This is a genomic window from Flavobacterium movens (assembly GCF_039581425.1).
GTDB classification, from domain to species: Bacteria; Bacteroidota; Bacteroidia; order Flavobacteriales; family Flavobacteriaceae; genus Flavobacterium; species Flavobacterium luteolum.
This window is the reverse complement of record NZ_JBCPXY010000003.1, coordinates 222,858-235,286: the sequence shown is the minus strand read 5'-3', so window position 1 is coordinate 235,286 and position 12,429 is coordinate 222,858. Positions and strand designations below refer to the sequence as shown.

The window sequence follows — 12,429 nt, the reverse complement described above, 5'->3', positions numbered from 1 at the left end:
ATTTACACTTTTAAAATATCAATTCTTCTCATCCAGAAGATTTCCGATTCTAAAAATTGAAGTTTGGTTTTTACTATTTTATCGCTTTTGTCTCTTGCATTTTTAGTGACAAATCTTGCAGTAGAATGGCTAAAATCTAAAGTATATTTTTCGTCTAAGTCTGTTTTTTTATCAGACGAAAAAGTAATCAGATTGTCTTTTGCGCTCCATTTTCCTTTTCCATACAAGTTGCCTTCCTCTGGATTTCCGCCTTGCATATTGGAATACGAATGAAACTCAAATGTTCCGTCTTGACTTAAAGTCAGTTTATATTCAATTTTATGTTTTTCTGTAGAAAGAGAACGAGTGTAATCGCCTGCAAACTGATTAGACTGTGCAAATAAGTTTAATTTTAAAATTAAAAGTAATGCCGTAAGTATTAGTTTCATTGGTTTTGTTTTTCGGATAGTTTTAAGAGTTTTTTCAAAAATAAATGGTTTAGAATCAAAATCCTTACGTAAAACCGTATTGATAAATTTATAATTTTTTTATTGTCAGAAAATAAGCTTATCTTGCTAACAGATTACAATTAACATCATAATGATCACTGCAAATTTTTATTTAATAAACAGCTGTTTAATGTGCTTAATGTGCACATTGCTGTATTTGCATGACGATACTTTCTTGAAAAGCTCAAAAGAGTTTATTCCTTTTGCCCTGTCACAACTCTAGGCAGGGGATATTTTACCATTTTAATTTTATTATTTAATCTCATTTATTCAGGATATGATATCGTTGAATAGTCGCTTTGCGTGCTGTTTACTGTAGAGTTGTGTCATATCTTAGAAATAATGGAGCAAACAAGAAAGTCATGTCGCAACATATTATTTTAACAACAGGAACCTACGATTTAATTAAAGATCACGTAAGAAGAAAAAAAGTAACCGCTCAAGAAGAAGAACTTTTATTAGGCCAGTTAAAACACGCCACACAAGTATTGCGAAAAAATTTGCCAGAAGATGTGGTTTCAATAGATCGAAAAATTACTTATAAAGACCATATTAATAACCAAGAAAGAACAATTCTTCTTGTTGGTCCAGAAAAAGCGAAAGTCAGTAAAAACAAAATTTCGGTTCTTTCAGATGAAGGAATTGCAATGGTGGGTTATAAAGAAGGCGATATTATTGAATGGCCTGCTAAAAAAGGAAATCTTAAATTAGAAATTTTGAAAGTAGAAGAGTAATCTAAAATATTGTTCGTTTTCGTTTTAAAGTCAGTAAAAATCCCAAAGGAGTTTTCTTTTGGGATTTTTTTTGAAATAATAAGAGTGCGAAATAATAGGAGAATTACCTCAAAACGACGTTCATTGAAAGCTTAAAATAATTAAATTCGTTCATCCCAATTTAGTTATAACCAATTCTGAATGAGTATGAAACAAGCTGAAACTATAGACGAAGTAATTCTGTTATTGGATCAAATAATAGAAAAGTCAAAAATAGACCAGAGCAATTTAGGTTTATTTGCCATTCTGTATCGCGAAGTGACGGTAAGAGTAAAAGAAGGTATTCTGGCGGGTTCTTTTCAGAATGGTGAGCGAATGGAAAAGCTGGATGTTATTTTTGCCAATCGGTATTTGAAAGCGTATTATCAATACCAAGCCAAAGAAAAACCGTCTGAATGCTGGGCATTTGCTTTTGAACAAGCCGAAAAGTTCTGGCCAATAGTTTTACAGCATTTACTGCTTGGAATCAACGCTCATATCAATCTCGATTTAGGAATTGCCTCGGCAGAAGTCAGTAGAGTCGAAGATATCGAAGATCTAAAAGCCGATTTTGATAAGATAAACTTCATTTTGAGCAATTTGGTTGGCGGTGTTGAAAAATGCTTAATCAAAATTTGGCCTACACTCACGTGGATATTAAAATTTACGGGTAAAGTAGACAATTTCTTTATCGATTTCAGCATGGAAACCGCAAGAAATGGCGCATGGAAATTTGCCAATGAATTTGTTGCAGTTCCAGAAAACGAAAGAGAAGCCTGTACGAAATTACGAGACCAGAGAATAACAGAAATCGCCAGATTGGTTTCAAATCCTGGATATTTTGTCAGCGCTGTTTTTAAATTCATTCGTTTATTTGAAAGAGGAACTGTTGCTCAAAAAATAATCGATATGCAGATCATGGAAGAAAAAAACATGGAATGTATCGTGGCGTGATTTGGATTCGTAAAAGTTAGTTTTTCTACTTCGAAAATATAAAAAGCTGCATCATTTTGCAGCTTTTATTTTTTATCACAAACATATTCAAATTCCTGAAATGTTAAAGTGATTTTGTACTTATATTTTTATATTTTTATATTTTTGACCGCATAACCACCCAATCACCCATTAACAAACTAACCATTCTATGAACAACATTACCTCAAAGGCAAGATTGCCTAAAATTTATAATACCGCTGCAATAGTAGCATTTGTATATGCTGGTTTAATGCTTATTTTTTCAGTTTACAAAGATTTCATTTATGTCGACCAAACTTGGCTTCATGGTCTTACAGCTAACGGATTTTCTGTTTTCAGTAATCTAATTTGGATCGGACTTTTGCTAGCCCTTAAAGTTCTTTTGAATAAAACATTGCAATACAATAAAGCAAACTCATTAATAAATGCCTCTTTCATTTTTTTAGGAATAGGAGTTTATTCTGTTGGTGTAATTTTTTTTAAGTCTCTAAAAGTTTATTTTTCTTCAAACGATGTTAATGCGCTGCTCTCCTTTAGTACAAGCTCTATTTCGAGTGCCATTCTTTTGCTTTTATCCAGTGTGGTATTGATTGTACTTGATATTATTTTAGGAAACCGTCTTAGAAAAATTGATATTGCTCTGAAAGATTACTTTAAAATCTTAGGTTTTTCGTTTATAGTGTACGCAATCGTTTCGGCGCTTCAAATGGTAAAAGTCATAAACAGCGATATCGTTGTGTTTTTGCCAAAAATAGTTTTGATTGTAGTTTTAGGAAATATTTTTAAAGAAGTTTCTAAAATGAATCCTGCCGATTTACCGTCTGAGCCAGAACCTAAAGTTGCAGTTAATTATGCGCCAGTTAAAACTTTGTCTGAAAATAAAGCTGAAAAAATAGAGAAAATAAACGTTTCAAGCCGAAAGAAAGAAATTGAAGAGCAGGAAATAATTCCAGTTTTTGATATTAACGAATTGGAAAATAAAGAAACCATACTTTCTTATTTTGAAAACCTGTCAAACGATGAAAAAAACAGACTGGGAGTTGTAGTGGCAAAAAAATACAATCAGGATTTGACAGCAGAACAGACAAAGAATCTTATTTTACATTATATAACAGAGAAAAAACTATACGATCATAATCGATTTGCGCCACAATAAAAGGTGGTTTTTCTTGTGTTTTCATTTATAAAAAACATCTCAAAAAGAGCTTTCTTTTGGGGATGTTTTTTTTGAATTAAGTATTAAAAATAATCATCAGCATTGTAAAACCTCCCAAAAATAGAACTCCAATCATATGATTGCGATTGCTATTATCATCTTTTTTCTGATTGCTTCCGCTTGGTGACCAAAAACTTGAAAATGTTCTGAAATCATTATCATTGGAAAGAGTCCATAAATTGTAACCAAGAAATCTTGCTGAAGCACCTAAAAACTCCAGAATAATTCGCCCTAATACTATTTGCTCAAGATCCATTTTAAGAGATCTAGTTAATTATTAATCATAGGATTCAAATTCTCATCTTTATTACGCAAATCCAGACCGCCTTCATAAACCGATTTTAGATTGGTCAAATAAAAATGCCAACCGTTGGAACAACCTAATCTGATAAATTTTTTCGAATTATCATCTGTCGGAATGTTATGATGACGAAGTTCTACAATTGTATAACCGTTTTCTTCACTCAATTTTATATCTACAAGACACGTTCCTTCAAATGTAAATTGCAATTGGTCTTTTCCGTTGGCCGAAGTGATTTTTCCTTTCATGGCATCATCATACAAATACCAAAGCCATTCATAAGCATTGCCTCCCAAAACATTTTGGTCTTTGTTGATTGGTTCGAGATTTGCATCAAAAAAAGATACTTTTTCTAGAAACCATTTTTCCAATTCGTTTGCAATGGTCCAAGCATTGTAAATTTCGCTGAGTTGTGCTTTAACAGCTATTTTTTTGGTAAAAGAAGTCCAATCGAAGTTTTCCATGGTTTGTTTTTTCTGATTTTTTTAAATTATCTCAGCTCGCCAAAACCTGTTTTTTAGAATCGTTTGTTAGTGCAATTACCAATGCAATTCCGCAGAAAAGTAAAGCAATAATGGCGCGTACAATTTCATTTCCGCCACCAACAGTTGGGTTTGCAACAGCATCTTGAATGTGGAAGAAAAGTACAAAAAGTAAAAGCATTAAAGCCAAAAGTAGCGAAATAGGTTTTATACAAAGTTTAAAAATAATCGAAATGCCCGAACAAATAAGCGCAACGCCTACAAAATAAGTCCAAAACATAGTTCCTGGCAGCCATTTCGGAACCATTGTAGACACAAACTCGGCAAAAAGAAAATGGCTTAATCCAAACAAAAGCATTAAAAGCGAATAGAAAATTCGCCCAACCGGAATAAGTTTTTCTAGAAATTTGTCGAATTTGCTTTCGCTTGTGTTCGCACTATAGGAACCAGCCAATACAAACGCTCCGCCGCTATACGTTAATTCTTCGATAGCATTGATCCAGATTTGTGTGGCGTTGGTTTTATCGGTATTAAAAATGAAAATAAACGGAAGATGCGAAACAATAAAAGCGGCAAGAAAAGCAAAACCTAAATAAAGACAAACTTTTCTGGTGTCGATAAATGTAATGGTAACGATTCCCGAAATAATAATTCCTGCCAATATTAAAACAATTCCGGTAAGGATAGAAAACGCAGGGTATTGATGCGCCCAAGCGGGAAAAGGTGATAAAATTTCAGATCGAAAATCTTTAATAATAAGCTGATGTACTCCCAAAGCAAAAATGCCAATACCGTAAAATAAACGGCCGAGTTTAATAAGTCCTTTCATTAATAGTGGTTTTAGATAGTAAATTTGTTTTTTGGTACAACCAAATATATAAATTTATTGCTAAAATACTGATTTAATGCGAGTTGGTTTTTAGCAGTTTGTTTCTCGTTAGTTTATCCACATAGTAACCATACAGTATTGTCATTTCGACGTAAGGAGAAATCTTCGCAAGTAGCTCTACAAAGATTAGCGATTTTGATTGCGGAGCTACTCGCGAAGATTTCTCGTTCGAAATGACAAAACTAGAAGGAAACAGAATGATTGTATGCACGAGCGGGACGCTCGCGTTAGCGGAGGATATTATTAGCTTAGTTGTTTGCCATCGGGTTATAATAATCGATATCTGCGTATCTTTATATATCTTAAAATGAAATAAAATATAAAACTTATTATAAGATAAAAAGATGCTTTAAAATAAATTCCTAAATAAAAAGAAATAAATTTATCACGATAATATTCTGCAGGAGCATCTCTCAAGAAAAAGTCATTGGTTAAACTACTTTTGTAAAGTGGTTGTTTATTTAAATTTAAATCAAGATACTCTTCTTTGCCTGCTATTAGTCTTATTTTAGAATTATTACTCAATAATCTTCCTTCGACAACAAAATGTCCTATTCCGTTATCTGCTCCTGTATCTTGAGTGCCACTTTCTATAAATAAAAAATTATCAGTCATGTATAATTTTTTATTCTTAAAGCTTTTTATGTTTTCATATTCTGCAAAATATCTATCAGAATAAATGTCTAAGGCTGTTAGAATTAAAGAGGCCATTACATTAAAAATAACAGCGATAACAATAATCATTTGTAAGATGCTTTTCATTTTTTGTTAATGGTTAAGTATTCTTTCTACTAGAATATTTGATTAAGTTTTAATCTGTAATATTGGAGCAGTCTACAAATCCTTAATCAATTCACTTGGATGAATTTTTAAAGCTTGAGCAATTTTAAACAAAGTGCTTACTTTCATTTCTTGTGAGCCTTTTATATATTTTCTTAGACTTTCAACATCCATTTCTGCATCATGAGCAACCTCTCGTCGCTTGAATTTCTTTTCTTCAATTATATCTTTAATCTTGATTCCTAGGTCCTTTACAACTTCTGGAATTTCACTTTTTCTTTCTCTTTTCATAGAAATGAAATTACAAGTAATCGATTGTTTTTAAGTGAATGTAAAAAAGGGGTTGTATGTTACTGATTTTTTATATATTTGTTTAAATTTGTAAATTAAATCTTATATATAAATGGAAGCGCAAAATAGAGAAAGAGCCGAAGAATTATTAGAATTAATAAATAAAGGAAGGTATTTCACCAAACTAAAACCAGTGCCAAAAGAAACCAACTCGTTCACCATACCGCTAAAAGTATCTTCTTATAACGAATTAAATCTAATGGTTTCAGATTTGCTAAAAGCAAGTATTATTTTGCTTAATCCTGATGCAAACGGTTTGTCGAGTTTTACAAAAGACAATAATGTCAATGTAATGACTTTGCTAGAAATTGCCTTGCAGTTATTGCCAGAAGATGAAATGGAGTTGTTGGATGATTTGTGTAGCTTTCAATAGCGAGCATTGATATAAAAAGCAAAAACGCAAAGTCAGAGACATTTGCGTAGCGTTTCAGTTGAAGACTTCATCGAGCGGGTTAGTTTTTGTTTCTTTTTAAGCTAGCGTAAGCGTCTTGCTCGTGACTGTTTTTATGTTTTCTTTTTTAAAATTAGCAGAATAATAAAAAGCGGAATAATAGAAAAATAAAAGTATATGTGCAAAACAGCATTCGTTTTCGCCCTTTCAAACTCTCTTTCGTTTCCCAAAAAAACTTCATCATTAATAGTGTTTCTCCACACTTTAATTGGTTTTATATTTTTGTTTACATTGTAGGTGTCATCAAAGAAGTTAAGATTCATTCCTGTAAATCTTAATTCTTTTTTCTTTGCAGAATGTAATAGATTGCCTCTAATTACTGTGATGTCTTTAGCAGTAGATTTTCCTTGACTAGAAGATGTTTCTATGTCAATAAAAACGGAATCTATTACAAAAATCTCTTTTTTGAGGTATTTTTCAGGATTTTCAAAAGCTTTATGATTTTCAAAAGCTTTTGAAAAAGTTCCTAAAATATCCTTGTCTTTAATGCCATGCACTAGCATTGAAAAAAAAATAACGAGCGAAAATATTAAATGAACTAATAATATGATTTTGATAATTTTATATTTTTTGAAGAAGGGATGGTCTTTTAGGTTCATTTTAATTATTTAACTGCTAGTTGCAGCAGAGACTACTTTGTTCGTTTATAAATATATGAAAAAGGCACATGATTTTGTGGCTTTTTGTTTTTATGATTTTTATTGTGTTTTACTGTTACGGGCACGGATTGCAAATCCGCGCTATCGGGGGTTATCAGGTTGTTATAACTCTAATAATTTTGATTTTTGTTGTTCAAATTCTTCTTGAGATAAAACTCCAGAGTCTAATAAAATTTTTAGTTTTTCTAAACTATTTAATTTTTCATCAAAATTACTCTTTTGTAAATGTGTTGAATTTTCATCTTTGCGATAAGGAGTATTATTTACAACAATTGTTTGAGTTTCCCGATCTGTTGTGCAAGCCCAAACTAGTGAAGCTATCCAACCAATGAACGTCCATCCTAAAAAGAAATTCAGCATTATTATTGCAACGCCATTATTTTTTTTACGACTTAATGCAATAATTGAAGGCAAAAAGTAAATTACTATAAACGGAATTCCAATTACAAGAAATTCTGTTGCACCAATTCTTCCCATAATATTTGATTATTTAAGAGTTTTGTAAAAAAAAATTACTTTAAGTATTCGTTAATTAATTCAATTTTTTCATCAATATATTTTATAATTTCATCCGGTTTCATTTCATTTCTTTCAAAGCCATAAATGTCATTAAAACAGTTTCCACAATATTCCCCAATTTCAACTGATTTATTTCCACATTCACAATTCCAAACGTCTTTTTCTTTTGATGATAAAAGCTGTTTTTTAGTAGTGAATTCTCCTCTTTCTTTAAAAGCAGAACTTATAAAAGTTTTTATTACATCAAAATTTTCAATATCTTTTTTGTCATAAAATGGTTTGTCATAGGTGGCAATTTTTAATCCTATTTTCTGCTTTTTAAAATCTGAATTTTCAAGTAAAACTATATTTTTTTCATAATTATATAAGTTTAATTCGTTAATTACTTTTGATAAATACAAAGCTATTTTTTGGTTGCTTTCATTTTCGATTGTATCATAGAGCAAACTTATTTTTTTGTTTTCTTCTAAGGCATCAATATAATTTTTAAAGTTTTTATTGAATTTATTATATAAATCCTCCGTTGAATTAATGTTTTCAATTATATTGGAATATCTCTTAAGGATGAAAGGGAAAATTTCATAAACTTGATTCGACGTTGCGAAACTCCAAGTTTCATCATCATAAGTAAGTTCGCGTTTTTCAGCTTTGTCTATAATTTCTCTTCTTTGTCGTAAGTTATTTATTCTTTCTACTCCGACATTTTCAAACTTTTCTTTTGTATGAGATAGGAAATTTAAGTCCTCATCTTTTTCAATAATTATAGCTGTTCCAATAGCTGTTAGCATAAACATTGATTTTCCTTTTCCAGAAATCTCGTCCATATCAATATTTAATCCAATAACACAATTTCCTCCAATTTCATGTGTATTATGTTTTATGCGTTCAATCGCTTCCTTATAAAGTGAAGATAATTGCTTTTGATATGTATTCGATCGGCCACCAAAGACGTCTGTCATTCCTCCGAGAAAATCGCTAAATAAATTTGTTCCCGCTACTATATGAGCAGAAACAGGTTTTAAATATTTTTTTATTTTTAGTCCTTCTGCGGAAGATGTAGTTAAAACTAAAATGTCTTTTGGATTTGCCATATTTTAAATCTTTATGATTGTAATGTTTCTGATAATATATTTTGTCTTAATCTATTCTATAAATTGCAAAAACAAACATCGCTATAATTTTAAATAGATGTCCAAGTAAAAATACCTATTCTATTTAGTGTAATATTATCTTGGTTTGTGCAATTATGTTTGCTAAAATAACTTTTCAAGTTGAAATAATTTTACGGAAATCCGTAACTATATTTTTGAAAACGATTATCTCTAGCCCTGATAGAAGTGGAAATCCTTTTGTGCCGGGGTTCGGCACAAAAGATTGTAATCCCGATAGCTATCGGGACAGGAAACAGCTCCTAAAAACCATCATAATTCCACTAAATATTCAACTTAAATTCCCCAAAAAAGGAACACTAGAATTTTCGATAAAAATTTTGTAATTTTGCCGTCCAATAAAAGGAATTAGAAAATGTTAGATAGACTTCAATATGTAAAGCAGCGTTTCGATGAGATTTCGGATTTGATTATTCAGCCGGATGTTATTTCTGATCAAAAACGTTATAAGCAGCTTAACCAAGAATATAAAGGTATTAAAGCGCTTGTTGAAAAGAGAGAAGAGTACATCATAATTTTGGCAAACATCGACGAAGCAAACGAAATTATTGCCGACGGTAGCGATGCTGAAATGGTGGAAATGGCCAAAATGCAATTGGATGAAGCAAAAGAACGTCTGCCAGAATTGGAGGAGGAAATCAAATTTATGCTTATTCCAAAAGATCCTGAAGACGCGAAAAACGTAATGGTGGAGATCCGCGCCGGAACGGGTGGGGACGAAGCGAGTATTTTTGCAGGTGACTTGTTTAGAATGTACACAAAATATTGCGAATCTATGGGATGGAGATCATCTGTTGTAGATATGAACGAGGGTACTTCTGGAGGTTTCAAAGAGGTTATTTTTGAGGTTACTGGTGAAGATGTATACGGAACTTTGAAGTTTGAAGCGGGTGTTCACCGTGTACAGCGTGTTCCGCAGACAGAAACTCAAGGACGTGTGCATACATCGGCTGCAACGGTTATGGTTTTACCAGAAGCTGAGGAGTTTGATGTTCAGGTAGATATGAACGACGTTCGTGTAGATTTCTTCTGTTCGTCTGGACCTGGAGGTCAGTCGGTAAATACAACGAAATCGGCTGTACGTTTAACGCACATTCCAACAGGATTGGTGGCGCAATGTCAGGATGAGAAATCGCAACATAAGAATAAAGATAAAGCTTTGATGGTATTACGTTCTCGTTTGTACGAAATGGAATTGGCCAAAAAGCAGGAAGAAGATGCTAAAAAACGTAGTTCTCAGGTAAGTTCTGGAGACCGTTCGGCAAAAATCCGTACGTATAACTATGCGCAAGGTCGTGTAACCGATCACCGTATTGGTTTAACGCTTTACGATTTAGGAAATATCATGAATGGTGATATTCAGAAAATCGTTTCTGAGCTTCAGTTAGTTAATAATATGGAGAAATTGAAGGAAGCTTCGGAGGTTTACTAAATTTCTGAGATGCTAAGATACTAAGATGCTGAGGTTCTAAGTTTTCTTTTAGGACTTTGTAATAATATTAAGCCGAACATTTGTTCGGCTTTTTTTGTGGAAAAAAGCTTAGAACCTTAGTATCTCAGCAACTTAGCACCTAAGAAAAAATAAAGACCAATACTACAACAATAATCGTACGAAGTAAGATTAATAATACCGATTCTAAAACTTAGAAACTTAGCATCTTAGTAGCTTAGCACCTTTAAAAAAAATCTATTTTTTTTAATTTTTTTCCCTCATATTTGCTGTGCTAAAAACAACCAACTAACATTAATTTATGAAGAAAACTTTACTCTTATTCTGCTTCTTTGGAAGCTTTTTTTATGCGCGGTCGCAATCGTATTTCGGGTTCAGAGATGATAATTATGCCGGAATTCAGAGTGCTATATTTAATCCGTCTAATATTGTCGAATCGAAGTATCGCGCCGATGTGACGCTTTTCTCGGCAAGCGGAACGGGACAAAATGATTTGTACGGAATTAATATTTTAGATGCATTAGACGGCGATTATGATTTGGCAACCGATGCAAGTAAAAATTTCAAATCGAACAACAGAGGGAATTTTAATGTCGATATTCTTGGACCTTCTTTTATGATGAATATCACGCCCCTACATAGCGTGGCGCTTTTTACACGAGTGCGAAGCGTTTCGAATCTCGTTGGCATAAACGGACAGCTTATTGATGAGGTGAACAAAGATATGGATGCTTCGAATAGTTTTTTAATCACAGGTGGGAATCCGAATAGTGTTACCAATTCTTGGGCGGAGATAGGAGCGAGTTATGCAACAGTTCTGTTAGATCAAGATGATCATTTTGTAAAAGGCGGTATTACTTTAAAATACTTAATGGCGGGAGTAAACGGATACATTAACGGAAGTGATTTGAGTGTAGCGTTCAATAAAAACAATGCAAATCCTGCTATGAGCGAATATCTTTCGACAGGAACGATTAGAACTGCCGCAAGTTACGATTATGCAAACGGCGATGATCCGAAGTTTGATGCAGCTTCGGCTGGACTAGGCGTCGATTTAGGTTTTACATACGAATACCGCACCAACTGCCATACGTGCGAAGGAAACCGCTATAAGTTTAAAGCAGCGGCTTCTGTAACCGATATTGGAAAAGTGAATTATAAAAACATAATCGAAAACACTTATAATATTACGGGAAAAGTGACGCAACAAGATATTGACGATGCAGATGATATCTTTGATTTTTTCGACTCGAATTATACTAAAATTTCATCTAAGAAAGGAGTTAAAGCAAACCTTCCAACGGCTTTGCACACCAATTTTGACTGGAACATCGATCAGCGTTTTTATTTGAATCTAAGTGGTGATTTCAGTCTTGTAGATGCCAAAAAAATAAACGGAACTGCAATTGCCAATTCGGTTACTTTTACGCCTAGATACGAAACGAGACAATTCAGTTTCTACGTTCCTGTAACGTACATGGAATACAGCGGAACAACAATCGGAGCAGGTTTTAGAGCAGGCCCAATTTTTATTGGCTCAGGAACTCTTTTCTCCAGTCTCTTCTCAAACAATACAAAAGGCTGTAATATTTATGCCGGTCTCAAAATACCGATTTATCAAGATTATAGATAAAGGTTCTGAGGTTCTGAGATACTAAGGTTCTAAGGTTTTGTGTCTTTTAGTTTAGTATAACAAAAAACAGCATCACAAAGTGATGCTGTTTTTTGTTTTTTTCTTTAATACCAAGTCAAGGTAAAAAGATTCGCAGAATCTTAAAAAAACTTAGAACCTTAGTATCTCAGAACCTTAGCAACTTTAAAAAAAAAAGCTATATCCCTAAAAATACTCTCGTATATTCAAAACATTTATATAGATTCGAGTAAACGTATACACCATTTTTTATTACTATTTCGCTAAACTTTTCCATAATAATTAAATTAAGTTAG

At 32.6% G+C, this 12,429-nt stretch carries 15 protein-coding genes; 6 read left to right on the top strand and 9 right to left on the bottom strand.

Features of this window, described 5'->3' with window-relative positions; genetic code table 11:
- Nucleotides 1–2 precede the first annotated feature (2 nt).
- Nucleotides 3–428 carry a copper resistance protein NlpE N-terminal domain-containing protein gene (locus AAYQ05_RS07395; protein WP_343542290.1) on the bottom strand — a complete coding sequence of 142 codons (426 nt, stop codon included), beginning with the start codon at nt 426–428 and terminating at the stop codon, nt 3–5.
- 422 nt (nt 429–850) lie between these two features.
- Here AAYQ05_RS07395 and AAYQ05_RS07390 point away from each other — a divergent pair, with 422 nt between their 5' ends.
- From AAYQ05_RS07390 to AAYQ05_RS07380, 3 genes are all read left to right on the top strand, one after another.
- Nucleotides 851–1,222, top strand: a complete 372-nt coding sequence (locus AAYQ05_RS07390; protein ID WP_343542289.1) for a GreA/GreB family elongation factor — start codon at nt 851–853, stop codon at nt 1,220–1,222.
- 180 nt (nt 1,223–1,402) lie between these two features.
- The gene (locus AAYQ05_RS07385) at nt 1,403–2,194 is read left to right on the top strand and encodes a DUF5995 family protein (RefSeq protein ID WP_343542288.1); all 792 of its coding nucleotides are present in this window, start codon (nt 1,403–1,405) and stop codon (nt 2,192–2,194) included.
- 190 nt (nt 2,195–2,384) lie between these two features.
- Nucleotides 2,385–3,371 (top strand): hypothetical protein, encoded by a 987-nt coding sequence (locus AAYQ05_RS07380; protein WP_343542286.1) that lies wholly within the window; start codon nt 2,385–2,387, stop codon nt 3,369–3,371.
- A gap of 76 nt (nt 3,372–3,447) precedes the next feature.
- Here the strand turns inward: AAYQ05_RS07380 and AAYQ05_RS07375 are convergent, their stop codons facing one another.
- From AAYQ05_RS07375 to AAYQ05_RS07355, 5 genes are all read right to left on the bottom strand, one after another.
- A complete protein-coding gene (locus tag AAYQ05_RS07375) occupies nt 3,448–3,687 on the bottom strand; it encodes a hypothetical protein (protein WP_343542284.1) in 240 nt (79 codons plus the stop codon).
- A 14-nt stretch (nt 3,688–3,701) separates the two neighbouring features.
- Nucleotides 3,702–4,196: an SRPBCC family protein gene (locus AAYQ05_RS07370; RefSeq protein WP_343542282.1), complete on the bottom strand. Its 495-nt coding sequence runs from the start codon at nt 4,194–4,196 to the stop codon at nt 3,702–3,704.
- 31 nt (nt 4,197–4,227) lie between these two features.
- A complete protein-coding gene (locus tag AAYQ05_RS07365) occupies nt 4,228–5,043 on the bottom strand; it encodes a DoxX family membrane protein (RefSeq protein ID WP_343542281.1) in 816 nt (271 codons plus the stop codon).
- Between the two features lie 327 nt (nt 5,044–5,370).
- The gene (locus AAYQ05_RS07360) at nt 5,371–5,865 is read right to left on the bottom strand and encodes a hypothetical protein (RefSeq protein WP_343542279.1); all 495 of its coding nucleotides are present in this window, start codon (nt 5,863–5,865) and stop codon (nt 5,371–5,373) included.
- A 72-nt stretch (nt 5,866–5,937) separates the two neighbouring features.
- Nucleotides 5,938–6,174, bottom strand: a complete 237-nt coding sequence (locus tag AAYQ05_RS07355; RefSeq protein ID WP_111283324.1) for a helix-turn-helix domain-containing protein — start codon at nt 6,172–6,174, stop codon at nt 5,938–5,940.
- A gap of 112 nt (nt 6,175–6,286) precedes the next feature.
- Between AAYQ05_RS07355 and AAYQ05_RS07350 the strand changes: the two genes are divergently transcribed.
- The gene (locus tag AAYQ05_RS07350; RefSeq protein ID WP_343542277.1) at nt 6,287–6,607 is read left to right on the top strand and encodes a hypothetical protein; all 321 of its coding nucleotides are present in this window, start codon (nt 6,287–6,289) and stop codon (nt 6,605–6,607) included.
- Nucleotides 6,608–6,738: 131 nt separating this feature from the next.
- On the opposite strand, the gene AAYQ05_RS07345 is transcribed toward AAYQ05_RS07350, so the two are convergent.
- From AAYQ05_RS07345 to AAYQ05_RS07335, 3 genes are all read right to left on the bottom strand, one after another.
- Nucleotides 6,739–7,284, bottom strand: a complete 546-nt coding sequence (locus AAYQ05_RS07345; protein WP_343542274.1) for a hypothetical protein — start codon at nt 7,282–7,284, stop codon at nt 6,739–6,741.
- Between the two features lie 162 nt (nt 7,285–7,446).
- A complete protein-coding gene (locus AAYQ05_RS07340) occupies nt 7,447–7,821 on the bottom strand; it encodes a superinfection immunity protein (protein ID WP_343542273.1) in 375 nt (124 codons plus the stop codon).
- Nucleotides 7,822–7,856: 35 nt separating this feature from the next.
- Nucleotides 7,857–8,954, bottom strand: a complete 1,098-nt coding sequence (locus tag AAYQ05_RS07335; RefSeq protein WP_343542272.1) for a heavy metal-binding domain-containing protein — start codon at nt 8,952–8,954, stop codon at nt 7,857–7,859.
- Nucleotides 8,955–9,387: 433 nt separating this feature from the next.
- Here AAYQ05_RS07335 and prfA point away from each other — a divergent pair, with 433 nt between their 5' ends.
- Nucleotides 9,388–10,464 carry a peptide chain release factor 1 gene (gene prfA / locus AAYQ05_RS07330; RefSeq protein ID WP_111365195.1) on the top strand — a complete coding sequence of 359 codons (1,077 nt, stop codon included), beginning with the start codon at nt 9,388–9,390 and terminating at the stop codon, nt 10,462–10,464.
- A gap of 319 nt (nt 10,465–10,783) precedes the next feature.
- Nucleotides 10,784–12,115: a DUF5723 family protein gene (locus tag AAYQ05_RS07325; RefSeq protein ID WP_343542268.1), complete on the top strand. Its 1,332-nt coding sequence runs from the start codon at nt 10,784–10,786 to the stop codon at nt 12,113–12,115.
- Nucleotides 12,116–12,429 lie beyond the last annotated feature (314 nt).

What these genes read in the sequence shown, in the direction of transcription:
- AAYQ05_RS07395 (WP_343542290.1), bottom strand. Translation starts at nt 428, where the DNA reads ATGAAACTAATACTTACGGCATTACTTTTAATTTTAAAATTAAACTTA.
- AAYQ05_RS07390 (WP_343542289.1), top strand. Translation starts at nt 851, where the DNA reads ATGTCGCAACATATTATTTTAACAACAGGAACCTACGATTTAATTAAA.
- AAYQ05_RS07385 (WP_343542288.1), top strand. Translation starts at nt 1,403, where the DNA reads ATGAGTATGAAACAAGCTGAAACTATAGACGAAGTAATTCTGTTATTG.
- AAYQ05_RS07380 (WP_343542286.1), top strand. Translation starts at nt 2,385, where the DNA reads ATGAACAACATTACCTCAAAGGCAAGATTGCCTAAAATTTATAATACC.
- AAYQ05_RS07375 (WP_343542284.1), bottom strand. Translation starts at nt 3,687, where the DNA reads ATGGATCTTGAGCAAATAGTATTAGGGCGAATTATTCTGGAGTTTTTA.
- AAYQ05_RS07370 (WP_343542282.1), bottom strand. Translation starts at nt 4,196, where the DNA reads ATGGAAAACTTCGATTGGACTTCTTTTACCAAAAAAATAGCTGTTAAA.
- AAYQ05_RS07365 (WP_343542281.1), bottom strand. Translation starts at nt 5,043, where the DNA reads ATGAAAGGACTTATTAAACTCGGCCGTTTATTTTACGGTATTGGCATT.
- AAYQ05_RS07360 (WP_343542279.1), bottom strand. Translation starts at nt 5,865, where the DNA reads ATGAAAAGCATCTTACAAATGATTATTGTTATCGCTGTTATTTTTAAT.
- AAYQ05_RS07355 (WP_111283324.1), bottom strand. Translation starts at nt 6,174, where the DNA reads ATGAAAAGAGAAAGAAAAAGTGAAATTCCAGAAGTTGTAAAGGACCTA.
- AAYQ05_RS07350 (WP_343542277.1), top strand. Translation starts at nt 6,287, where the DNA reads ATGGAAGCGCAAAATAGAGAAAGAGCCGAAGAATTATTAGAATTAATA.
- AAYQ05_RS07345 (WP_343542274.1), bottom strand. Translation starts at nt 7,284, where the DNA reads ATGAACCTAAAAGACCATCCCTTCTTCAAAAAATATAAAATTATCAAA.
- AAYQ05_RS07340 (WP_343542273.1), bottom strand. Translation starts at nt 7,821, where the DNA reads ATGGGAAGAATTGGTGCAACAGAATTTCTTGTAATTGGAATTCCGTTT.
- AAYQ05_RS07335 (WP_343542272.1), bottom strand. Translation starts at nt 8,954, where the DNA reads ATGGCAAATCCAAAAGACATTTTAGTTTTAACTACATCTTCCGCAGAA.
- prfA (WP_111365195.1), top strand. Translation starts at nt 9,388, where the DNA reads ATGTTAGATAGACTTCAATATGTAAAGCAGCGTTTCGATGAGATTTCG.
- AAYQ05_RS07325 (WP_343542268.1), top strand. Translation starts at nt 10,784, where the DNA reads ATGAAGAAAACTTTACTCTTATTCTGCTTCTTTGGAAGCTTTTTTTAT.